The sequence below is a fragment of the Salinivibrio sp. PR6 genome, from assembly GCF_001995955.1.
Classification (GTDB): domain Bacteria; phylum Pseudomonadota; class Gammaproteobacteria; order Enterobacterales; family Vibrionaceae; genus Salinivibrio; species Salinivibrio siamensis.
The window spans coordinates 26334-48935 of the sequence record NZ_MUFA01000017.1 but is presented as its reverse complement, the minus strand read 5'-3'; the positions used below and the strand labels follow the sequence as shown (position 1 = coordinate 48935).

20 protein-coding genes are annotated in these 22602 nt (G+C 51.3%); 7 read left to right on the top strand and 13 right to left on the bottom strand.

Annotation, left to right across the window (positions count from 1 at the left end):
* Positions 1-129 precede the first annotated feature (129 nt).
* Both BZG72_RS12955 and yjjX read left to right on the top strand, forming a co-directional pair.
* Positions 130-1026, top strand: a complete 897-nt coding sequence (locus tag BZG72_RS12955) for a sterol desaturase family protein (RefSeq protein WP_077666964.1) — start codon at positions 130-132, stop codon at positions 1024-1026.
* The gene (gene yjjX, locus BZG72_RS12950; protein ID WP_046075152.1) at positions 974-1489 is read left to right on the top strand and encodes an inosine/xanthosine triphosphatase; all 516 of its coding nucleotides are present in this window, start codon (positions 974-976) and stop codon (positions 1487-1489) included. The genes BZG72_RS12955 and yjjX overlap by 53 nt, the downstream gene beginning before the upstream one ends.
* 40 nt (positions 1490-1529) lie before the next feature.
* Here the strand turns inward: yjjX and BZG72_RS12945 are convergent, their stop codons facing one another.
* The 3 genes from BZG72_RS12945 to sltY form a co-directional block, all read right to left on the bottom strand.
* Complete coding sequence (locus BZG72_RS12945) at positions 1530-2174, bottom strand: hypothetical protein (RefSeq protein WP_046075151.1); 645 nt, start codon at positions 2172-2174, stop codon at positions 1530-1532.
* A 128-nt stretch (positions 2175-2302) separates the two neighbouring features.
* Entirely contained in the window at positions 2303-2623 is a 321-nt protein-coding gene (trpR, locus tag BZG72_RS12940; protein ID WP_046075150.1) for a trp operon repressor, read from the bottom strand.
* 41 nt (positions 2624-2664) lie between these two features.
* Positions 2665-4671: a murein transglycosylase gene (gene sltY / locus BZG72_RS12935; protein WP_077639200.1), complete on the bottom strand. Its 2007-nt coding sequence runs from the start codon at positions 4669-4671 to the stop codon at positions 2665-2667.
* Positions 4672-4896: 225 nt separating this feature from the next.
* Between sltY and ettA the strand changes: the two genes are divergently transcribed.
* The 3 genes from ettA to BZG72_RS12920 all read left to right on the top strand — a co-directional run bounded on the left by ettA (position 4897) and on the right by BZG72_RS12920 (position 8232).
* On the top strand, positions 4897-6564 hold the full coding sequence (ettA, locus tag BZG72_RS12930) for an energy-dependent translational throttle protein EttA (RefSeq protein ID WP_077458796.1): 1668 nt from the start codon (positions 4897-4899) through the stop codon (positions 6562-6564).
* A gap of 233 nt (positions 6565-6797) precedes the next feature.
* Complete coding sequence (locus BZG72_RS12925; RefSeq protein WP_046075147.1) at positions 6798-7178, top strand: PilZ domain-containing protein; 381 nt, start codon at positions 6798-6800, stop codon at positions 7176-7178.
* Positions 7179-7227: 49 nt separating this feature from the next.
* Positions 7228-8232: a M23 family metallopeptidase gene (locus tag BZG72_RS12920; protein ID WP_046075146.1), complete on the top strand. Its 1005-nt coding sequence runs from the start codon at positions 7228-7230 to the stop codon at positions 8230-8232.
* Positions 8233-8326: 94 nt separating this feature from the next.
* On the opposite strand, the gene radA is transcribed toward BZG72_RS12920, so the two are convergent.
* Positions 8327-9703, bottom strand: a complete 1377-nt coding sequence (gene radA, locus BZG72_RS12915; RefSeq protein WP_046075145.1) for a DNA repair protein RadA — start codon at positions 9701-9703, stop codon at positions 8327-8329.
* Positions 9704-9826: 123 nt separating this feature from the next.
* On the opposite strand from radA, the gene BZG72_RS12910 reads away from it, so the two are divergent.
* Complete coding sequence (locus BZG72_RS12910; protein ID WP_046075144.1) at positions 9827-12184, top strand: PilZ domain-containing protein; 2358 nt, start codon at positions 9827-9829, stop codon at positions 12182-12184.
* A gap of 125 nt (positions 12185-12309) precedes the next feature.
* Here the strand turns inward: BZG72_RS12910 and serB are convergent, their stop codons facing one another.
* Positions 12310-13281, bottom strand: a complete 972-nt coding sequence (gene serB, locus BZG72_RS12905; protein WP_077666963.1) for a phosphoserine phosphatase — start codon at positions 13279-13281, stop codon at positions 12310-12312.
* A gap of 130 nt (positions 13282-13411) precedes the next feature.
* On the opposite strand from serB, the gene BZG72_RS12900 reads away from it, so the two are divergent.
* Positions 13412-13996 (top strand): AhpA/YtjB family protein, encoded by a 585-nt coding sequence (locus BZG72_RS12900; protein ID WP_077578328.1) that lies wholly within the window; start codon positions 13412-13414, stop codon positions 13994-13996.
* Positions 13997-14106: 110 nt separating this feature from the next.
* Here the strand turns inward: BZG72_RS12900 and BZG72_RS12895 are convergent, their stop codons facing one another.
* The 8 genes from BZG72_RS12895 to prfC form a co-directional block, all read right to left on the bottom strand.
* Complete coding sequence (locus BZG72_RS12895) at positions 14107-15327, bottom strand: phosphopentomutase (protein WP_077606454.1); 1221 nt, start codon at positions 15325-15327, stop codon at positions 14107-14109.
* A gap of 11 nt (positions 15328-15338) precedes the next feature.
* A complete protein-coding gene (deoA, locus tag BZG72_RS12890) occupies positions 15339-16670 on the bottom strand; it encodes a thymidine phosphorylase (RefSeq protein ID WP_077666962.1) in 1332 nt (443 codons plus the stop codon).
* Positions 16671-16735: 65 nt separating this feature from the next.
* Entirely contained in the window at positions 16736-17512 is a 777-nt protein-coding gene (deoC, locus tag BZG72_RS12885; RefSeq protein WP_046075139.1) for a deoxyribose-phosphate aldolase, read from the bottom strand.
* Between the two features lie 366 nt (positions 17513-17878).
* Positions 17879-18049 carry a XapX domain-containing protein gene (locus BZG72_RS12880; RefSeq protein WP_046075138.1) on the bottom strand — a complete coding sequence of 57 codons (171 nt, stop codon included), beginning with the start codon at positions 18047-18049 and terminating at the stop codon, positions 17879-17881.
* Positions 18050-18206: 157 nt separating this feature from the next.
* Positions 18207-19493 carry a NupC/NupG family nucleoside CNT transporter gene (locus BZG72_RS12875; RefSeq protein WP_046075137.1) on the bottom strand — a complete coding sequence of 429 codons (1287 nt, stop codon included), beginning with the start codon at positions 19491-19493 and terminating at the stop codon, positions 18207-18209.
* Between the two features lie 209 nt (positions 19494-19702).
* Complete coding sequence (locus tag BZG72_RS12870; protein ID WP_046075136.1) at positions 19703-20473, bottom strand: TatD family hydrolase; 771 nt, start codon at positions 20471-20473, stop codon at positions 19703-19705.
* Positions 20466-20612, bottom strand: coding sequence for a hypothetical protein (locus BZG72_RS16250; RefSeq protein WP_158075476.1), 147 nt, complete (start codon positions 20610-20612; stop codon positions 20466-20468). Before BZG72_RS16250 ends, BZG72_RS12870 begins: the two co-directional genes overlap by 8 nt.
* A 153-nt stretch (positions 20613-20765) precedes the next feature.
* The gene (gene prfC / locus BZG72_RS12865) at positions 20766-22355 is read right to left on the bottom strand and encodes a peptide chain release factor 3 (protein WP_046075135.1); all 1590 of its coding nucleotides are present in this window, start codon (positions 22353-22355) and stop codon (positions 20766-20768) included.
* Positions 22356-22602: the final 247 nt, after the last annotated feature.

The window sequence follows — 22602 nt, the reverse complement described above, 5'->3', positions numbered from 1 at the left end:
GGAGAAATACAGCACGGTTAGTAAACAGATTAGTTGCCCAATCGCTGAGGATCCAACCCACTATTTTCGCCGTTAAATGAAACGTTACACGTACTTATCGCGTAAACTACAAGCGGATAAGGAGTATTTATGAATTGGATTGAAGCGCACGAAGCCGGTTTTAGACTCAGCCTTTTCGTTGCCGTCCTTGCGGTGATGCTTGTCGCCGAGTGGCGCTGGCCAAAACGCAAACTGACTCGGACGCGGCGAGAACGCTGGTCCGGTAATATCTTACTGACTGTATTTAATACTCTCACGCTACGTGTACTCGCCCCGGTTTCTGCGGTGGGCGCGGCCAATCTTGCCGCCGCCTCTGGTTTTGGTATTTTTAATCAGTTTTCGCTCCCTGAATGGATCGCGGTTCTCGTCACATTAGTTGTGATGGATATGGCGATTTGGTACCAACACAAACTCTTCCACCAGATACCATGGTTGTGGCGGCTACACTTGGTGCATCATGCCGATATGGACATTGATGTCACGACAGGCGCGCGATTCCACACGGTGGAAATTTGGCTGTCGATGGCCATTAAGTGCGTGTTAGTCGCGCTACTGGGTGCACCTGTTGTCGCCGTGATCGTGTTTGAAACGCTACTCAGCGGGATGGCAATGTTCAATCACAGTAATGTGCGCCTCCCCAAGCGTCTAGACGCTTGGCTGCGTCGCGTTATCGTCACGCCAGATATGCACCGCGTGCATCACTCCACCCGGTTTCATGAGTGTAACGCTAACTACGGCTTTAATTTATCGTGCTGGGATCGCTGGTTTAATAGCTATGTGCCACAGCCACGTAAAGGGCATCAAGGCATGCGAATTGGTCTAAACGAAGTCGGCCAAGTGACGGACGCTAGTCGTGTTTGGGGAATGCTGCGTTTACCTCTCCGTTGGCGTATACTGCAGCGCGCCTATCAGAATAAAAAGGAGCACTGGGCGCATGAACCAGGTGATCGTCACATCCAAAAATCCCGCGAAACTATCCGCCGTTGAAGCCGCCTTTCGTGACGCTTTTCCCGATACCCTTTTCACCTTCACGGGCGTTTCCGTTGCCAGTGGTGTCGCAGAGCAACCAATGACCGCGCAAGAGACCTATGCCGGTGCCTGTAACCGCGTTCGTCACGCCAAAGCGGAGTATGACGGAGACTTTTACGTCGGAGTAGAGGCCGGCTTAGACGGCCAACATACCTTTGCTTGGATGGTGATAGATGATGGGACAACGCAAGGCGAGGCGTGCTCAGCCTCACTGCCTCTGCCGCAAGAGGCGTTAGACGCTCTCCATCAAGGCGAAGAGCTTGGCGATGTGATGGACAGAATGTTTGCCACTGAAAATGTAAAACAAAAAGGGGGCGCCATTGGCATGCTCACCGGGCATCGGCTTACACGTTCAAGCGTTTACCATCAAGCGCTAATCATGGCGCTGATTCCGTTTATGCACCCACACTTGTATCGCTAACACCAATAACAACGGCGCCCTGTGGCGCCGTTTCAGAACATTAGTCTAGCTCGTCGACCCAAGGCGTATCTGCCATTTTAGGATAACCTTCCAAATAGGTTATCTTTGCACCTGTCTCTTCTTTAATTTGCTTAGCAATATCGAGAATTGTTTTTTCTGTCCACTCTTCGGGCGTACCGACCATGGCACTTGCCATATCACGGCTAATTTGCATCAAACCACCTTCTTTCTTATTGAACGTGGCGTATGTGTCCAAATGATATCCATCCTGATATTGCCACAAACAAGCTGTAAGATTCAGATTCGACTGTCCTGAAATATCTCTAACAGCTTTAGCGGTCCAAACGGCACCATCGCAAGTGGCAACTTTCATACCCACAGAGCCTGTAGCTCCCGCCAAAGCAGCAAGTTGAGACCCCTGAAAAGGATTGGTTAGAGTGAAACGCCCAGGTTTCTCTGGCGGCTCTGAAAAATTAGGAATAGGGGTTGCTTCTGTTGCGCTATTAACATTTTTACCCAGCCCATCGCTTGCGGCTTCAGCGACAGTATAACGATCAGAATCTGTTTTGATATCGAAGATTCGGTAATACTCAACTGACTTGTTTTTCTCAAGTAAAGCGTTATTTACGCCACCACAACCAGCAAGTGCTGCGCACATACCAGCAACAACGAGTGTTTTTTTCATCTGACTCTCCATGTGTTAGTTGGATGCCCAATTATTCAAACTCACTCATGAATTACAAGTACATGCGTCTCACTATCAAACAACGGCGCCCTGTGGCGCCGTTGTTTGTCTATTTAAGGCTTTGTTGATTAGGTCGATGAGGTGGACTGTTCAGCTTCACGTTTCAATAAATCAGCCAGCCAGTTTTTGGTTTCGTCATCCATCCGCTTTAACTCATTAGAGCCGCGTGTCACGGTCGCGATCCCCACGCCTAGCAATTGACTCAACTGGCGCTGACTCATTCTCCCTTCTAACAACTCATGCAAGATATTAATCCGGGCCACCAAGGTATCTCGCTCATCGGGGGTCAGTAACGCTGTCAACAAGGCATCATCATTATCATCTTGTCCAGCACGGCGCACTAGCGCGATAACATCTTGCCAACCAGAAAATGCAGGCGATTGCGACATGGGTTCCTCTCGCTCTTTACGTGATGGTCGCGATTGTAACATTAATAACGCTGTGCCAACTCGTGGGCTCGCAAAAATTGCACGGGCTCACCTAAAAGTTGGCGATAGTAAATATCGAACATCAACACGTTCTGCACATAATGGCGCGTTTCATAAAACGGGATCGACTCGATAAAGGCAATGGCATCCATGTGCCCTTTCGAACGTGCCAGCCAACGACTCACTCGATGTGGTCCGGCATTGTATGCCGCAAAAGCGAGAACGCGATTGCTATCGAAGCGATCAAGCATCATTTTCAAGTAGCCACTGCCCAAGCGAATATTCACGCCAGGATCGCTAAGACTGGCCGGCCCTTGATAATCAAACCCTAATCGACGAGAGGTTTCACGTGCCGTACGCGGCATCAATTGCATTAATCCTCTTGCACCCACGTGAGAGACCGCACGAGTGAAAAAAGCGCTTTCTTGGCGTGATAGCGCCATCAATGTGGTTTTATCCACCCCGCGCTCGCGACTGAAAAATTCAAACCACCACTGATGGGCAAGCGGAAAACGCAACGACAAGTGATCCCACATTTTTCCAGCGATGGTGGCTTGTACCGCGAGATGATACCAATGCTGTTTATTGGCATAGGCGGCCAGTAGCGCAATTTGCTCATCACTGGCGCGCTGCAACACATAATACCACTCGCGCTTAGCCGCGTAGATTTTATCAAGCGCAATCAGCTCATCGACTCGCGCCAGCACATCATTGACAGGCATCAGTCCCGCCTCTTTCAACACGGCGGTACGCGAAGGGATATGAATCGGCTTTTCCAGGTGCTGAGCGGCAGCCACACTGTAAAAATTACGCTCACCCAACATGGTTTCAAACGCCTGGTTCGCCGCGTGACTGTCGCCAAGCTCTAATTGAATTCGCGCCTGCCAATATCGCCATTTTAATGACTGTTTCGCCTCATCACTGAGCAGTGAAAGCCATTGATTCAATACGTGCCAATCACCCTCCACCAGCGCCAAGCGAAACCGTCGCTCGAGCAGACCATCATCGTCGCTTTGTCTCAGCATACGATCGCGCCACGCAGCCAATGCAGGCTCATCGTCATTCATCAATTGGCCAATAAGATAATCGGCAATGGCTTGTCGTTCATCCTTATCGTAATGTTGCCCTTCTACGGTGCGGCGGAAATGACGAATGGCTTGTGCTTCGTCTTTGCGCGCCAGTCGCTCAAACGCGAGACGAGTAAGCGTTTGGTTAAAGGGGGTCACTTTGCTTCGCTTGGAAAAGTCAGCGACTTGATCAGGCTTGTCGTAAAGATCAATGATTTGCTTTCCCGTCGCTTGGTGGGTGTCGGGAAGTTGTCCTTGTAGGTAACGCATTAAACTGCGATTGCGCCCTTCAAAGGTCAGCAACATCCGCTGTAAGATTAAATCACCAGTGAGTTGCTTTTGCTCGGAGAGGTAATCAAACAAGGGGTCACATGCACTGTCGACCGATTGACCGGATAAGTACAGAGACTTGGCACCACTGCGCGCCAACGCACGGTTACCAGCTTGGCTGTGAGCATAGTAATACTGACATTGATAACGCTCTCCCCTTGGCACATCGGGTTGGAAAGCGACCAAGGTTGCCCAATCTTTTCGATCTGCTAATAGTGTGAGGTAATCGGCGCGCAAACTATTAGCAAAAGGCATAGTGGTGTAACGCTGAATAAAGTTGGTCACCGAGTCATGCGACTTTTCTGCAAGGTTGCGAGTAAAGTCACGATAATCTAAATATGGATAAAGTGGATAATCACGCAACTTGGCTTTGAGACGGCGAAATTGACGTAATTCACCACGCTCAATCGCATCAATGGCCGCCTCATATTGACGCTGTGCAGGCGTCATTTGCCCACTGTCTGGACTGGCCGACGCCAGCGTGAGAGAAGGAGAAAAAGCGGCCCCTAGAATAAGTCCTGGTAGCAGTGAACGGGAGAAGGCACGGACACCACGACGCGCTGCGTAAGATGCATTGCGCAAAGGCCCGGACAAAGCGATGAATCGTTCCATGTTAAAGGTCGCTCCTAATCAATTAACACCGTGACGAATGTGTCACATCCAAAATGTGTGACAACGAATAGACAACAATCCCATCAGCAAATTCCCTCGCGCTGTGGCAAATGGTTTGCCGCCCATGGGCTATATTACCCAGCGAATATGACAATCACTGTTAAACTTGGCAAAGTTAACGTTAGAATAGCGTCTTTTACACCACAACAATTAGCGTGAGCAGAAATGGCTGAGTACGTATATACCATGTCGCGGGTGAGCAAGATCGTGCCACCTAAGCGCCAAATTCTTAAAGATATTTCTTTGTGTTTCTTCCCAGGCGCCAAAATTGGGGTGCTAGGCCTCAACGGGGCCGGTAAATCGAGTCTATTGCGCATCATGGCCGGTATCGATACCGAGATTGAGGGTGAAGCCCGTGTGCAACCAGGCATTAAAATTGGCTACCTCCCACAAGAGCCTGCGCTAGACGAAGACAAAACCGTGCGTGAAACCGTTGAAGAAGCGGTCTCGGATGTGAAGGATGCATTGACGCGTCTCGACGCTGTCTATGCGGCCTATGCCGATCCTGACGCCGACTTCGACGCCTTGGCGCAAGAGCAAGGTGAGCTTGAAGCACTGATACAAGCCAAAGATGGCCATAACCTTGATAATGCGTTAGAGCGTGCGGCCGATGCCCTGCGTCTGCCCGAGTGGGATGCACAAATCAAAAACCTGTCTGGGGGCGAGCGCCGCCGTGTGGCGATTTGTCGTTTGCTACTCGAGAAGCCCGATATGCTGCTACTCGATGAGCCAACCAACCACTTGGATGCCGAATCAGTGGCATGGCTAGAGCGTTTCTTGGTCGACTATACCGGCACGGTTGTGGCGATTACGCACGATCGCTACTTCCTCGATAACGCTGCTGGTTGGATCCTTGAGCTTGACCGTGGTGAAGGCATCCCTTGGGAAGGCAACTACTCATCGTGGCTTGAGCAAAAAGATGTCCGCTTGAAGCAAGAAGCCTCACAAGAAAAAGCCCGCCAGAAAACCATTGAGAAAGAGCTTGAGTGGGTACGTCAAAACCCGAAAGGCCGTCAAGCCAAATCAAAAGCGCGTATGGCACGCTTTGAAGAGCTTAACACCTCCGATTACCAACGCCGTAACGAGACCAATGAACTATTTATCCCACCGGGCCCACGCCTTGGTGATAAAGTCATTGAAGTTAACAACCTAACCAAGTCGTTTGGTGATCGCGTCTTGATTGACGATCTGTCTTTTAGCGTTCCGAAAGGCGCTATCGTCGGTATCGTTGGCCCCAATGGTGCGGGTAAATCAACACTGTTCAAAATGCTCAGTGGTACCGAAACACCGGATGCGGGTACAGTAGAGGTCGGTGACACCGTGCAATTGGCCTCGGTGGATCAGTTCCGTGACAGTATGGACGACAACAAAACCGTTTACGATGAGATCTCGGAAGGTGCCGATATTATTCGCATCAATAACTTTGAGTTGCCTGCGCGTGCTTATGTCTCTCGCTTTAACTTCAAAGGAAGCGATCAACAAAAACGTATCGGCGATTTGTCCGGCGGTGAACGCAACCGCGTCCACCTGGCCAAGCTATTAAAAGCAGGCGGAAACGTACTGCTGCTCGATGAGCCAACCAACGATCTGGACGTTGAAACCCTACGCGCCTTGGAAGAAGCTCTGCTCGAGTTCCCAGGCTGCGCGATGGTTATCTCGCACGACCGCTGGTTCCTTGACCGTATCGCCACCCACATTCTTGACTATCGTGATGAAGGCCAAGTGAATTTCTTCGAAGGTAACTTTGCCGAATACACCGATTGGTTGAAGAAAACGCTGGGCGCACAAGCGGCTGAGCCACACCGCATCAAATACAAGCGCGTTGCCAAGTAACGCCGCACTCATGAGGGCAGCCAACGCTGCCCTTTTTCTTTCGGGGCGATGTAATAGGCGCCTTACGCCCTCGCAGTCATATGGCCAACTTCCCCACCCACAAACCGCATTCCATCCGTTTAATAACGCCAAGACATCAAAAAATGTTTCAGAATCGATACGCCCACACAGATTATTAGGTCGCCCGTCATGCATCGCCTACACTTTAAGCAAAGGAATGAGGAGATGCGATCATGCCAGAGCGTAGAAAATTTTCCCGCGTGATGTATCGTGCCCCCGCGATACTCAAGCAAAATGAACAGTCGTGGCACGCACATGTACTCGACCTTTCTTTGAAAGGGGTGCTTTTGTCTCGCCCAGATAATTGGCAAGCCAACCCACAACAGACAACGTTTTCGCTGATCTTTTATCTGCATGACTCTGACGTAGAATTAGACATGGACTGCATTCTCGTCAATAACTGCGAGAATTACCTCCATCTTTATATTGATCACATTGACATTGATAGTGCCAGTCATTTAAAAAGGCTTGTTGAACTTAACGTTGGCAACGATGAGCTCCTTCATCGCGAGCTAGCGCAGTTGACCGACCCTATGACGGAGCCCGAGTCTTAGTTCCGTGTCGTCATGGGCGGTACCAAACGCAGGCCAGCAGTAACCAGTCATGACAGATCACATCCACATCGCCATCTCACACCCAAACGGTGTGAAGCATTATACGCTTTGCCCTACCCGCAAAAAGGTAGTGCAGACGTTGGCGTTGGTATTGTTGGCCGTTCTCACCGTGACCTTCGCCAGCCTCTATTTACTCTCCGAGCGTTCTACTGAAGCTGAAGCCGCCGTTAACCGTTTACGTGAAGAGCGTGCTGCATTGAATAACGAAGTGGCCATGCTGCAACAAAAACGCGATGAGCTGTCACAAACCATCGAAAACAAAGATGTCGAGCTAACCGCTCTCACCCAACGCGTCGTGACGGTAGAAGATATGTTAGGGCTACAATCGGTCGCCAAAGATGCCTCGCTGACCCATCGGCTTGATGTGGCGGCGATCAATTCTGCCGTGCGCTATACCATGCTACAGCTCATCCCCAATGGTAAACCCATCCAGAGTTATCGGCGCTCCTCCGGTTATGGCTCACGGACGCATCCGGTCACTGGCAAAGAAAAATTCCACATGGGGTTAGACTTAACCGCAGACATCGGCACCCCGGTGTATGCCCCGGCCGATGGCGTGGTGGAGTATGTCAGACCCAGCCGTCGCAAAGGCTATGGCAACTTTGTAAAAATAGACCATGCCTTTGGCTTTATGACCCTCTACGCCCACCTTGATAAGTTCAACGTACGCAGTGGGCAATTCGTGAAAAAAGGGGACTTGATTGCTTGGTCAGGCAACACAGGTTTATCCACTGGCCCTCATTTGCATTACGAAGTGCGTTTTTTAGGACGGGCGCTTAACCCGCGCCGGTTTATTAAGTGGAGTGCTGAACAGTTTGATACCTTGCTCGAAAACGAGAAGCGCGTCAGTTGGGGACATTTAGTCGCGGTGGTGGAAAACTTGGTCGAAACACAGGTACAAGTCGCCAATATGCCAGACGCTGAGCCGCCACTGAGCACCGCGCAGCAGCGTGAGGCCGATGTGCAAACCACTCCGACGAAAGCCTCCATGTAATGGAGGCCATCGCGCGATGATAAAACCGAGCGTCTTTGTTCGGTTAACTGGCCGTATCATCGCCCACCACTTCGCTATTGGTACTTGCGCTCGACTACAAGTCTTCTAACACATCCAGGGCGTCGGAGAGTTTGCTAACGCCATAAACCGTCATCCCTTCAATACGCTGTTTCGGCAAGTTTGCTTTGGGCACGACTGCTTTTTTAAAGCCATGTTTTGCCGCTTCCATCAGACGTTCTTGCCCGCTAGGTACAGGGCGGATCTCCCCGGCTAAACCGACTTCACCAAAGACCACCAATTCTCTCGGCAGCGGGCGATCCCTAAAGCTCGATATCAGCGCTAACAGCAGGGCAAGATCGGCACTGGTTTCGGTGACTTTAACCCCACCAACCACATTAACAAACACATCTTGGTCAGACATTTGCAGCCCGCCGTGTTTGTGTAAAACGGCCAGAAGTAAGGCAAGACGGTTTTGCTCTAGCCCCACCGCCACCCGGCGTGGATTGGCCAATTGTGAATAATCGACCAAGGCTTGTAACTCTACCAATAGAGGGCGAGTGCCTTCCCACACCACCATTACCGAGCTACCGGAGGTTTGCTCCTCACCACGTGAAAGGAAAATAGCGGAGGGATTACTGACCTCTTTTAAACCCTGCCCTGTCATCGCGAACACGCCAAGCTCGTTGACCGCACCAAAGCGGTTTTTATGGCTGCGCAGCGTACGAAAACGGCTATCACTGGAGCCATCGAGCAAAATCGAACAATCAATACAGTGCTCCAGCACCTTGGGGCCAGCCAGTGTGCCATCTTTCGTCACATGCCCCACCATGAAAATCGCCACATTGTGTTGCTTGGCATAACGGGTCAAGGCTGCGGCAGACTCCCGCACCTGCGACACGCTACCGGGCGCGGATTGCACATCCGCGACATGCATCACCTGTATCGAGTCAATCACCATGATTTTCGGTTGTTCTTTTTTGGCCACCTGGCAGATGGTTTCTACGCCCGTTTCTGACAACAGCTTCAAGCGATCTTTGGCAAGCCCCAACCGATCAGCGCGCATCGCCACTTGCTGTAATGACTCTTCCCCTGTGATGTACAAGGTCGGCAAATGGTGTGCGAGCCCCACCATGGTTTGCAACAGCAAAGTACTTTTCCCCGCGCCTGGGTTACCACCAATCAAAATAGCGGCACCAGGGACGATCCCCCCGCCGAGCACACGATCCAGCTCTTTAAAACCACTGCTCAGGCGTGGCACTTCTTGTAAATCGATATCCTGCAGGGTTTGTACTTGTCCTTCTGCGCTACCTGCATACCCGGCATACTTTTCATTGCGCGCGACCTGGGGCGATGCTGCCAGTCTTACTTCTGTAATGGTATTCCACGCGCCACAGGCTGAGCACTGCCCTTGCCAACGGGGAAAATCCGCGCCACAGTCGTTACATACGTAGGCTCGTTTTGTTTTTGCCATTCGCTCTCCAAGACGTATGATGTCAGCTAATTCACAAAATGATTGCTATCTTATTAATTATTCCGACACTTTTTCCGACGCGTGCCGTTAATATACAAGGACAATACTTTACCAGACTTTGCCATGAAGCAGGATGATTACCAGGGACTGATTGAGCAACTGCTTCCGATGTCCCAAACCCCAAAATTTGAGGTGCTGCTCGATAAGCTAACCGCCAACGAGCCAAGCTCTGCCAAACTTCTGATCAAAATGGAGATCAGACGTTTGATGACGCCATGCAACCGTACCATCGACCTGCGTGGCAAAGTGGATGGTGAGTGTCATCAATACGAGCTCAACGGCAAAAAGCATTGGCTGGATGATGTCGCGATTAACCGCTATTACGAGCGTTTGCCTTTATACAACGGGCAAATGACTCAGGGGTTGTGGGAAGATTTGCACAATACCCCTAATAACTTTCGCGTCAAACACGAACAAGAAAAGCAGACGCAGCAACAAGGAAAAGGCCCAGTCAGTGATAGCGCCCAGGCGGCATTATTACCCGAGAAACTCACCTTTGGACGTTATTTAGCGCGTAGTGAAAGCCGCATCCATTTTGCTACCCAAGTATTAATAACACTGAATACCGGCTATGAGGTACATGGGGTCACCAGCGACTTGTCTAACTCAGGCTGCCGAGTACGTGTCCCCGCGGCATTCGATTACCCGCCTAGCGCTGAAGTCATCGTTCGGTTCACAGCACTGGCGCAAAAGTATCAAGACCCCGATCTGGAACAAGGGCTGAGTTATCGCATTATTGGCGTCGATCAAAACAAAGAGTCCACCAGCAGTGCTTGGCTACGCTTACGGCTTGACACCAGCAGTGACGCGATTAAGCAGGCCCTCGATGCAGAAATGGCCTCGCCCGACTTTCGTGGCAAACAAGATGGAGAGGACAAGCTACTCACTCTCAAGCTGCAAAGCTATGAACAATCCTTCTTGCATCACACCAGCGTGCTACCGCTCTACTTTGCGCAAGACAAGTTAGAGTACGTATTACAAACGCGGCAAAATCGAGAGCTATGGGATTACTGGCACGACAGCCGCAATCAACCTGTCATTAATCATATTTTCGATGCACAGCGCTTGTCACTGCTGCAAGTGGAAGGGGCATCAACCAGCCAGCTATTGTTATATTGCTTTTATGTAGAGAAAAACAAACAGCGTTTTTTCTATTCCGCTTCGCCCAGCGAAATGAGCGAAGATGAGCGCCACCTGTTCTGGCAACTGGGTGCCAAGCGCCATTCATGGCGGGTGTTTAAGGTGACCATGTCAGCCATAAACGCGGGTGACATTGAACGGCTACAAGATGTGTCGCCTGATTGGCTGAATACGCTCAAAACCCTGACTCATGTCGCGTTGGTGCAAGATGTGACTCATACCGAAAGCAAGGAGAGTTATTTAACCCACCCCAAACCGTCGTTATCCAGTCAAGCCTTGCGACGCTTTTTACACCAACGTAATCCAGTTTGTCTTGCCCAGCTCATCTCTTCTGACCGTCAACCACAACGTCGTGAACCACGTTATGCCTATCGCTCTGAGGTATCACTGGTGCATTCAGAACAGGGAGCGCTGAAGGGAAAACTGGTCGATTTTTCCTCGGGTGGGTTGAACCTGAAACTGGCGCAGCCTTTTCAAGGTGCGAAAGATGACTTGGTGTCTGTATCACTCGATGCGTTTGTCAATATTGACCCTCGTGCGCCTCTCGTCGATATGCCGTATCAAGTCATTCGAGTGAGCCCCAAACGAGACAATATCCAACTCAAGCTTACCACTGAAGCGCCCAACACCCGTCGTCGCCAGTACCTTCGCCGCTTGATTGAACACAACCTCGACAAACTGACCGTGCTGGATGAGCGTTTACCCGACCCTCCCTTGGTTTGGGCCATGCACCAATTATTGCTTACGCGCTTAACCGTACAACCCTACTTTATTCGGCGCGACAACGGTGTACTCTCGGTGCCCGCAGTGGGTATCAACCTGCCGCCCAGCCGTTTGCACCGCTTTCTCGAGCGCGCAGGCGGCGGTCGCCAACTGTCTTTTTATCCGGTGTTCGGAGACAAGATTCTCACCCGCACTCATGAAGTCACTCGCCCCTCGCAGCCTCTTAAAGAGCTGGTGCGCGAATACTTTGTCTGGATAGACATGCAAGATGATAAGGTGCGCGCCGTCCATACCTTTGCCGATAGTGAATTTGAATCAGACGACGCAAGGCGTAAGTTCATCCAGTTGGCGCAAAAAGGCGGCGCATTCGCGGTGCTACGCAATCGGATGACACCGCTAGCCCATGCTGAACAAGATATTGATGCCACGCAGTTATCCACGTTACTCAAACGCGATACCCACAAAGCACGCCAGCTAGAAGACGAATTTGTTGCCTTGTGTGCCTACGGTGAGTTGGTCGATGTGACCGATGAAGTGCTAATGCGCCTGGGACGATAACCGCAGGCGACATACGAATGAATCGGCACGATATCGACCGGGGCAACAGCAAAGAGAGGATGGCACCCAGTGGGTACCACACCGAGTGAGTGCCACACCAAGTGGGTGCCACACCCTTTACCCTATTAGCGTGGCTGCCAACTAATGCGATTTCGAATACTGGCAGAGAGCACGCACAACACACCCCCCAACCACGCATGTTTGACCGCAGCTTGCGCTTTCGCATTCACTTTGGGTTTCGCATGATACGCAATGCCGAGACCCGCAGCGTCCATCATCGCCAAGTCATTGGCGCCATCGCCTACAGCTAACGTGTTCTCTGGGGCGATATCGTACTTTTGTGCCAACATGGTTAACACATCCGCTTTTCGTTGCGCATCCACCACTGCCCCGTCTACCTCGCCGGTGAGTTGACCATCACGGCATCCAAGCTGGTTCGACACGGCATAATCCAAGCCTAATCGCTGTTGAAGATGATCAGAAAAATGGGTGAAACCGCCAGAGGAAATCGCCACATACCAGCCGTGGGCTTTTAAACTGGCCACTAAGCTCGCCATTTCTGGCATCAACGGCAACTGCGCTTTCACTGTCTCAAGTATCGCCGCGTCAGCGCCTTTCAACGCCGCCACGCGTTGACGTAAGCTTGCCTCAAAATCAAGTTCGCCCAACATGGCGCGCTCGGTGACCGCAGACACCGCGTCTCCAACCCCAGCGAGTGCCGCAATCTCATCAATACATTCTATTTCTATCGCGGTGGAGTCCATGTCAAACACCGCCAAACCAGGTCTGCTTAAATCCGGCAGGGCCTGTAAGTCCGCGCAGTCGAGCTTGAGCGCCTCAATCACGGTGCGATGTTCAGCCGTCAATTCACCGCGGATCAATAACACCTCATACGGCCCGACACGCCATCCATCGACGACCTCTAGCGCCTCCCCAGTAAAAAAACGGATATCGTCAAGCTGACGGGGGTCGATGGCTTTAGCAAACACAATCCACCCGCCATGCCGGTGGCGAGAGAAAAACGGCGTGGTGATGGAAGGAAAGCGACAGTAGAGTTGCGGTGAACGGTGAATTGCCAACGGTTTGGCCTTATCCATGGTCAATATTTTCCTTTCGGTTTCCAAGCAAGCTTGGTGAATGAATCAATCACAATGAGGCTGTGATACCATAAAAACCGTAGTAAGCTCCAGTGCTAATTGACTCTGTTTATCTGGCTTTGAGGAAGGTATGTTTTCAATTTCGCGCAAAACACTACGGCGGGTGACTTGGTGGAGTCTTTTGCTCATGACCATGGGGACTATTGCCGCTTTGATGCTTTACAGCACCACACTCAGCCAGCGTCAGTACCAAGCGCTATACCAGCAAACGGACCAATTAGCCCAGCTAATGACCCGCCAAGTGGGTGTGCAAGCCTATGATGCCTTAGTGGATAAGAATTATCAGCCTTTACAAGCCATGGCTGATGAGCTGGCAACCGAGCCGTTAATTCGCGATGCCAGTTTCTATCAGCTCAACGGCAGCCCTGTCGTGCGCTCAACCAACGCCTTACCGTTGGAAACAGCCGTTGGGTTGACCACTCCGCTGGGGTTGGAAAGCCAAGGACGACAGCAACTGATGACACCAATCAGCCGTGATGGCGACATTGTCGGTTTTCTCCGCCTCACCGTTGAGCATCACTCCGTTATCAATGAAGCCAAAAAGCAGCTGCAATCGAACATGACCGAATTTCGCTTCCTCATCGGCCTCGCACTCCTATTGGGGGCGCTATTGATGGCAATACTCACTCGTCGTTCTGCGCGTTTATCTTGGTAAAACGGCAAATTGGTAAAACGGCAAAGACACGGCGATCAGGGCAATAAACCGAGATAAAAAAAGAGATGGCCGTTCGCCATCTCTTTTTATCTAGGGAAGTGGTCAACGCGTTACAGGAACGACTTCCCGTAATCCATTGGTGATACATCAAAGTATTCCGCTAAGGACTGACCAATATCCGCGAACGTTTCGCGGCGACCGAGTGAGCCCGCTGGCACTTTTTTGCCGTAGACCAGTGCAGGGATATGCTCACGGGTGTGATCAGTACCAGGCCAAGTTGGATCGCAACCATGGTCAGCCGTTAGCAACAGCACATCGTCTTCTTCAAGCATGTCCATGATTTCGGGTAAGCGACGGTCAAAGTACTCCAGTGCCGCGGCATAACCGGCAACGTTGCGGCGGTGGCCGTACGCCGAGTCAAAGTCAACAAAGTTGGTGAAAACCAAGCTATTGTTGCCTGCTTCTTTGATCGCGTCTTTGGTTGCATCAAACAACGCTTCTAGGCCTGTGGCTTTGATTTTCTTGGTGATACCGCAATGCGCGTAAATGTCTGCAATCTTACCAATCGAGATCACATCACCGCCTTTTTCTTCCACCAGCTTTTGTAGCACGGTAGGAGAAGGTGGCTCGACAGACAAGTCACGGCGGTTGCCGGTACGCTCAAACTGACCTTTCGCTGGCCCGATGAAAGGACGGGCGATCACGCGACCGATGTTATAGTCTTCCAGTTCTTCGCGCACGATCTGGCACAGCTCATACAGGTTATCTAGCCCGTAGGTTTCCTCATGGCACGCGATTTGGAACACCGAGTCCGCCGAGGTATAGAAAATCGGCTTACCCGTTTTCATGTGCTCTTCGCCCAGATCGTCCAGCACTTGCGTGCCCGATGCATGGCAGTTACCGAGATAGCCAGGTACGCCCGCTCGTTCAACAATGCGATCAAGCAGCGCTTGCGGGAAGCTGTTGGTTAAGTCTGAGAAGTAGCCCCAGTCAAACAAGACAGGCACACCGGCAATTTCCCAGTGACCAGACGGTGTGTCTTTACCCGAAGACAGCTCTTTAGCATGTGCGTAAGCACCGATAATTTCTGCATGTGAATCCAAGCCTTCTGGGAAGTAACCTGACGACTCTTCACAGGCTTTACCCAAGCCCAATTTGGTCATGTTAGGCAAAGATAATGGGCCTTGACGATCCGCATTATCCGCTTCGCCTTTCGCACACGCTTGTGCAATGTGGCCCAAGGTGTTTGCACCTTGGTCACCGAATTTGACGGCGTCTTCAGTGGCGCCAATACCAAATGAGTCTAAAACTAATACAATTGCGCGTTTCATGATCGCCTCCATTAGACGTCTTGTAAGCTGATGCGACGATAAACGTCTGGCGTTGCACTCGGCGCCTCATCAGCGACTTTCACTGCGGCTCGCACCGCATTCGCCGCTTGTTGCCATTGCTCTTCAGTCTGAGCATGGAGCATGGCGAGCGGGGTGTGCTCATCCACTTGTTGCCCCAGACGAATCATTTCGTTCAACCCAACGGCATAATCAATTTTATCGCTGGCAACCCGACGGCCGCCACCTATTTCTATAATAGCCATGCCCAATGCCCGTGTATCCATGGCACTGGCAATACCTGATTGCTCGGCATAGACAGGCTTAATCACGGATGCAGTCGCGAGGTATTGATCCGGCGACTCAACAAAATCTGCCGGGCCACCTAGTCCTGCGATCATCTTGGCAAAACACTCGGCAGCACGACCGCTATCCAGTGCCTGATCCAGTTTTTGTTTTGCTTGATTCACATCGGTTGCCAATCCACTGACCACCAACATGTCGGCGCATAGCGCCATAGTCACATTGTACAAGCGTGGATTACGGTAACGACCGGTCAAAAAGTCGACGGCTTCTTTGACTTCTAAGGCGTTGCCGGCCGACGATGCTAATACTTGGTTCATGTCCGTCAACAACGCACTGGTTTTAGTGCCAGCACCGCTCGCCACACCCACAATCGATTTGGCCAGTGCCTCTGAGTCTTCATACGTCGGCATGAACGCACCCGATCCAACCTTGACGTCCATCACCAAAGCATCCAGGCCTGCGGCCAGCTTTTTCGACAGAATCGACGCGGTGATCAGAGATATGTTGTCGACCGTGGCCGTCACATCGCGTGTGGCATACACACGTTTATCCGCAGGCGCTAATGAGCCGGTTTGCCCAATGATCGCCACACCGGCATCGCGGGTCACATCACCAAACACTTGGTTGCTTGGCATGATGTTATAACCAGGAATTGACTCCAGTTTGTCCAACGTGCCGCCAGTGTGGCCCAAACCGCGACCTGAGATCATCGGCACATATCCCCCACAGGCAGCAACCATGGGCCCCAGCATCAGTGAGGTGACATCGCCCACCCCACCAGTTGAATGCTTATCAACCACAGGGCCATCAAATTGCATGTGAGACCAATCTAAGGTCATGCCAGAGTCGCGCATCGCACAGGTCAGTGCCACTCGCTCATCCATGGTCATGTCATTAAAGTAAATCGCCATCGCAAACGCGGCAATTTGCCCTTCTGAGACCGACTCATCGGCGACACCTTGAATAAACGCGTAGATTTCTTGTTTGCTCAACGCAAGGTTGTCGCGTTTTTTACGAATAATCTCTTGAGGTAAGATCATGCTTCCTCCTTACCGGCAAATGGGCAAGGCCTACCTTGCCCTGGGTATCGATTGACAATCGACAGTTAATAACCGCCTTCAGCTGCTTTTTCACCTTCGCCCAAGGTGTGCAGCAGATTTGCCAGTAAGCTAGAAGCACCAAAACGGTAGTGACGGCTATCAGCCCATTGTTCACCAAGAATACGGTCAGCCATTGCCAAGTATTGCTGTGCGTCTTCAGCGGTACGTACACCGCCCGCAGGTTTAAAGCCAACAGTCTCAGCCACGCCTTTATCGTTAATCACGTTGAGCATGATCTCCGCCGCTTCTGGGGTGGCATTCACCGCCACTTTCCCCGTGGAGGTTTTGATAAAGTCAGCGCCTGCATCAATGGCTATCTCAGAGGCGCGTTTGATCAGTGCTTCACTTTTCAGTTCACCGGTTTCGATGATCACTTTAAGCAATACATCACTGCCACACGCGGCTTTACATTGTTTGACCAGCTCAGCACCTACTTGTTCATCACCTGCAATCAGCGCGCGATACGGGAACACCACATCAACCTCATCGGCGCCGTAAGCGACGGCTGCCTTGGTTTCTGCCACCGCAATATCAATATCATCATTACCGTGAGGGAAGTTCGTCACGGTGGCGATACGCACCTCTGGCGTGCCTTGTTCGCGCAGTGTTTTTTTGGCGATAGGGATAAAGCGCGGATAGATGCAAATCGCTGCAGTATTACCAACGGCGGTTTTCGCGTTCTGACACAGGCTGATCACCTTTTCATCGGTATCATCATCGTTCAGTGTCGTCAGATCCATCAGTTTTAGTGCGCGTAGGGCCGCGGTTTGTAATTCGTTCATGGGTTATCTCCAGTCCTCATTCTTTTGCCAAACAGGTATAGGGTTGGCCACTGTATTAACAACCGGTTCTGTTTTCCGGTCATTGCTCAGCGGACTTGGCTCCATGAAGTTTGAGGCTGGACATCGCGCCGCCTTCAACCAACCATCCTTGTTGCCGCGTGCAAACACCTATGTGCTTGCGGTTCCGCCGTTGGACGTTTCCGATTGGGCTAGCCACACCTTGTTGCTAACCATGAGAGGAAAATAAGGATTGTGGCGCCAGCAAACTTTGACGGCGTTCACTTATTTTACCAACGCCGTTTCAGCAAAACTAGATTTTACCGTTTATGTTGAAAAATACACTGTTGCGCGGTGGAACCAATCTTTCTAACTGAAAAAACGCGCCACAATCCACTGATAGCCGACGCCGCCCAAATACACCCCGACGATGCCCATCACACCGGATAAAACAGGCGGTGCGGGTATGGGGAGTTTTATCGCGCTAAACAGTACGCCAACCAAAAAACCAGCCACCAAGGCGAGAAGGACTTCCTGCATATCGTTACCTTTTTTGTTCGCTCGTATCTACCTCTGAGTATACACCCCTAGAGGATGTGGGCTGAGCGTATCACGCCAATGGCTGCAATAAAAAAACGCCACACAGGCAGCCCGTGTGGCGTTTTGCTCAACATGATGTGCTATCGCGATAAGACGATTAGCCCGCCAAGGTTAAGGTAACAAATAGACCCGCAATGGTCGCCGCCATCAAGTTAGACAAGGTACCGGCGATCACCGCTTTCACACCGAAGCGTGCAATTTCTGGACGACGGTTTGGCGCGAGGCCACCCAAGCCACCTAGCAAGATAGCCACAGACGACAAGTTAGCAAAACCACACAGAGCAAAGGAGATAATCGCTTTGGTTTTCTCTGTCATTTCCATACCTGTTGCCGCAACAACTTGCGCACCTTCACCAAGGTATTGCGTGAAGTTCAGGTAAGCCACGAATTCGTTAACCACGATCTTCTGACCGATGAAAGAGCCTGCGACCACCGCTTCTTCCCATGGCACACCGATAAGGAATGCAAACGGGGCGAACAGGTAACCCAAGATCAGCTCCAGCGTGATGTCTGGGTAACCGAACCAGCCACCGATACCGCCTAGCATGCCGTTAATCAGGGCAATCAAACCAATGAACGCAAGTAGCATAGCACCAACGTTAAGCGCCAGTTGCATACCTGATGAAGCGCCGCCTGCGGCTGCATCAATCACGTTCGCTGGCTTCTCTGCGCCTTCAGCGGTCGCGTCAGCCATCTGCTCGACCGGCTCGTCGGTTTCAGGTTTGATGATTTTCGCAAACAGTAGACCACCTGGTGCGGCCATGAATGATGCCGCAATCAAGTACTCAAGCGGAACACCCATAGAGGCATAACCGGCCAGTACGCCACCAGCAACCGAGGCCAGACCACCACACATGACTGCGAACAGCTCTGACTGTGTCATGCGAGGTACGAATGGACGGATCACCAATGGCGCTTCGGTTTGTCCGACAAAGATGTTAGCGGTTGCTGACATAGACTCGGCACGTGAGGTACCCAGTGCTTTTTGTAGACCACCACCGAGCACGTTGATCACAACCTGCATAATACCCAGGTAGTAAAGCACGCTGATCAGTGATGAGAAGAAGACAATAACTGGCAGAACTTTCAGTGCGAAGACGAAACCGCCACCGCCGAACAGTTCAAACATTTTGTCAGAAACCAGCCCACCAAAGATGAAGCTGATCCCTTCGTCACCGTATGCGATGACGTTAGCAACGTATTGTGATGCGCCGTACAGAATGTCGCGTCCGACATCGACATACAGTACGAAAGCACCGAAAAAGAGTTGGATAGCGAATGCGCCACCCACGGTACGGAGGTTAATGGCTTTGCGGTTATCGGAAAGAAGAACAGCTATCCCTAGCAGTACAACCATCCCGATCACGCTCATCAGCAGGCTCATAGTATTGGCATCCTCAAAGTAAAAAGTTGGCGTCTCGACAAAGTGGAATTTGGTTTCCGGGAGAGATTATACGCATCGCAGTCACATTAAAGTAATATTCCAATCACAGTTCGCTGTAAAACTATTTTGTAATGCATCAATAAGTATGACTTTGATCTAGTTTTGTGAGCTTATGCAACCGCAAACGTTTGTCTTTTGCCCGTTCCCGCTCAATCAAAGCCAAACAATCTTTCAGCGTTGTCTGATGTTTCAGCCACCAGATGATCTCTGTCACAGCTTTTTAACGCTGCCACCACATCAGCAACCCGTGATACCTGAGAGGGTGTGTTCGGTTTTCCTTGAAATCCGGCCAAAGGCATGTCCGGGGCATCGGTTTCAAGGACGAGGTGCTCTAAAGGTAGCTGTGCAATGGCGCGGCGAGTCTTTTGCGCGCGAGAATAGGTGACGGTGCCGCCAACCCCGAGCATCAAACCCGCATCAATAAACTGTTTACCCTGCTGTTCACTGCCACTGAACGCATGTAACACCCCGCGTACGCCTGGGTAGGCTTTAACGGTGCGTAATAATTGGTTATGCGCTTTGCGGCTATGCAGAATAATGGGGAGATCATAGTGGCGTGCGAGCCAAAGCTGCCCCTCCAATAGCGCTTGCTGGCGCTGCTGAGCGGCATCCTGGTTCGCGACAAAAAAGTCGAGCCCGGCTTCTCCGACAGCGACACAGCGCGCAGGACGCGCGGCCAGTGCCTGATCAAGTTTATCTAGGCTGGTGTCAGTGTGAACATCGAGAAAACATGGGTGCAGCCCTAGCCCCGCGTAAACGCCTTGTAAGCGTTCAGTCAACGACAGCACTGCTGACCAGTTACTCTCGCTAACACCGGGGACCACCATCCGCATCACACCGCTTTCGCGTGCCGCCTGCCAGTATCGCTCCGGGGCGTCTCGAAACGGAGAAAAGTCAAAATGGCAATGGGTATCAATCATGCTGAGACGTTTGTGTGGGGGGCGTATTTTCTGAACGCTTGATAGGCACACAGCTTCGGCGGTTATCCTCGCCCAGCCCCATTCGCTGACACCAGGCATCGTAACCTGCCACCCAACGTTTAATACGCGCAATCATCATTATTGGCATCCTTGCTTTGTAAACCTTTTGCCATTAAAAAGCCGTCTGGTTACAGACGGCAGTATAGCATGGGGGCGAACTTGGAGAGCGTTATCTTTCCCTTATGCGTGTTTTTCGCCACACGGGGGTGACTCAGTCTTCGCCCTTTACCGATTAGTGTTCGCGGGTCGCTCTGAGATCAATATCCGGGAAGCGCTCTTGCGTAAGGTTCAGGTTAACCATGGTCGGCGCAATGTACGTCAAGTTGTCGCCACCATCCAAAGCCAAGTTCGCTTGGTTTTTACGCTGAAATTCGTCCAGCTTCTTCTCATCCTTGCACTCCACCCAACGCGCGGTGGCCACATTAATCGGCTCATACAAGGCATCCACGTTGTATTCAGCTTTCAAGCGAGCTACCACCATATCGAACTGGAGGACACCAACCGCTCCGACGATTAAGTCGTTCGATTGCAACGGACGGAACACCTGTACCGCACCTTCCTCAGACAGCTGAATCAAACCTTTAAGCAGCTGCTTTTGACGCAATGGATCTTTGAGGCGGATCCGACGGAAAAGCTCTGGGGCAAAATTCGGGATCCCCGCAAATTTCAGATCTTCTCCTTGCGTAAAGGTATCACCAATTTGAATGGTGCCATGGTTGTGCAAGCCAATAATGTCGCCAGCAAACGCATCTTCAGCCCGTGACCGATCCCCTGCCATAAAGGTCACCGCATCGGAAATATTCACTTGCTTACCTAAACGTACATGGCGCAGTTTCATTCCTTGCTGATACTTGCCGGAAACAATGCGCATAAACGCGATCCGGTCACGGTGACGTGGGTCCATATTGGCTTGAATTTTAAACACAAATCCCGAGAACTTCTCCTCGTCAGCCTTGACCTCACGGTCATGGGTCGGGCGCGCCATGGGCTTGGGTGCCCACTCAGTCAAGCCATCCAGCATATGATCCACACCGAAGTTACCCAGTGCGGTACCGAAGAAAACAGGCGTGAGTTCACCGCTTAAAAACAGCTCATGGTCGAACGCATGAGACGCACCCATCACTAGTTCCAGCTCGTCACGCAAATCTTGCGCAATGTCTGCACCGATCGCATCATCCAATTCAGGATTATCCAAGCCTTTGATGATACGTGCTTCCTGGATGGTATGGCCTTGGCCAGATTGATATAGAATGCTTTCGTCACGATGAATGTGATACACACCTTGGAAACCTTTCCCGCAACCAATCGGCCAAGATACCGGCGCACACGCAATATTGAGCTCACTTTCTACTTCATCAAGCAGCTCCATTGGGTCGCGGATATCACGGTCAAGTTTGTTCATGAAGGTGATGATCGGAGTATCACGTAAACGGGTGACTTCCATCAGCTTACGGGTACGATCCTCGACACCTTTCGCCGCATCAATCACCATTAAACACGAATCGACAGCAGTCAGTGTCCGGTACGTATCTTCCGAAAAGTCTTCGTGCCCTGGGGTATCAAGCAGGTTCACTAGGCAGTCGTTGTAAGGAAATTGCATCACCGAGGTGGTGACAGAGATACCACGCTCTTTTTCCATGTCCATCCAATCAGACTTCGCATGTTGGTTAGAGCCACGCCCTTTCACGGTGCCTGCCGTTTGAATGGCACGTCCGAATAACAGCACCTTCTCGGTGATGGTGGTTTTACCCGCATCTGGGTGCGAGATAATCGCAAACGTGCGGCGTTTATCAACTTCCTGTTGCAGCAGTGTATTTGACATAGCAGGTTATCTTCTTGTTGGCTTCAGGCGGCAATCAGGCGCCAGCTGAGGAGGTCATTCACAAAGGTGGCGTATTTTCGCTGATCTTGTAGTCAGCTTCAATTCACAAATCTGACTTCACCGTGTTATCTGCATCCTTTAGGGTCAATATTGCTTGCCAAACACATCACAAATGTTGCCATTTGACCGCCTCGTGGTGTCGTTATCGGCCAAGCACGTGTATAATTAGCGCCACTTTCAGCTGTAA

Coding starts and splice junctions, on each gene's coding strand:
- BZG72_RS12955 (WP_077666964.1), top strand. CDS start 130: ATGAATTGGATTGAAGCGCACGAAGCCGGTTTTAGACTCAGCCTTTTC.
- yjjX (WP_046075152.1), top strand. CDS start 974: ATGAACCAGGTGATCGTCACATCCAAAAATCCCGCGAAACTATCCGCC.
- BZG72_RS12945 (WP_046075151.1), bottom strand. CDS start 2,174: ATGAAAAAAACACTCGTTGTTGCTGGTATGTGCGCAGCACTTGCTGGT.
- trpR (WP_046075150.1), bottom strand. CDS start 2,623: ATGTCGCAATCGCCTGCATTTTCTGGTTGGCAAGATGTTATCGCGCTA.
- sltY (WP_077639200.1), bottom strand. CDS start 4,671: ATGGAACGATTCATCGCTTTGTCCGGGCCTTTGCGCAATGCATCTTAC.
- ettA (WP_077458796.1), top strand. CDS start 4,897: ATGGCTGAGTACGTATATACCATGTCGCGGGTGAGCAAGATCGTGCCA.
- BZG72_RS12925 (WP_046075147.1), top strand. CDS start 6,798: ATGCCAGAGCGTAGAAAATTTTCCCGCGTGATGTATCGTGCCCCCGCG.
- BZG72_RS12920 (WP_046075146.1), top strand. CDS start 7,228: ATGACAGATCACATCCACATCGCCATCTCACACCCAAACGGTGTGAAG.
- radA (WP_046075145.1), bottom strand. CDS start 9,703: ATGGCAAAAACAAAACGAGCCTACGTATGTAACGACTGTGGCGCGGAT.
- BZG72_RS12910 (WP_046075144.1), top strand. CDS start 9,827: ATGAAGCAGGATGATTACCAGGGACTGATTGAGCAACTGCTTCCGATG.
- serB (WP_077666963.1), bottom strand. CDS start 13,281: ATGGATAAGGCCAAACCGTTGGCAATTCACCGTTCACCGCAACTCTAC.
- BZG72_RS12900 (WP_077578328.1), top strand. CDS start 13,412: ATGTTTTCAATTTCGCGCAAAACACTACGGCGGGTGACTTGGTGGAGT.
- BZG72_RS12895 (WP_077606454.1), bottom strand. CDS start 15,327: ATGAAACGCGCAATTGTATTAGTTTTAGACTCATTTGGTATTGGCGCC.
- deoA (WP_077666962.1), bottom strand. CDS start 16,670: ATGATCTTACCTCAAGAGATTATTCGTAAAAAACGCGACAACCTTGCG.
- deoC (WP_046075139.1), bottom strand. CDS start 17,512: ATGAACGAATTACAAACCGCGGCCCTACGCGCACTAAAACTGATGGAT.
- BZG72_RS12880 (WP_046075138.1), bottom strand. CDS start 18,049: ATGCAGGAAGTCCTTCTCGCCTTGGTGGCTGGTTTTTTGGTTGGCGTA.
- BZG72_RS12875 (WP_046075137.1), bottom strand. CDS start 19,493: ATGAGCCTGCTGATGAGCGTGATCGGGATGGTTGTACTGCTAGGGATA.
- BZG72_RS12870 (WP_046075136.1), bottom strand. CDS start 20,473: ATGATTGATACCCATTGCCATTTTGACTTTTCTCCGTTTCGAGACGCC.
- BZG72_RS16250 (WP_158075476.1), bottom strand. CDS start 20,612: ATGATGATTGCGCGTATTAAACGTTGGGTGGCAGGTTACGATGCCTGG.
- prfC (WP_046075135.1), bottom strand. CDS start 22,355: ATGTCAAATACACTGCTGCAACAGGAAGTTGATAAACGCCGCACGTTT.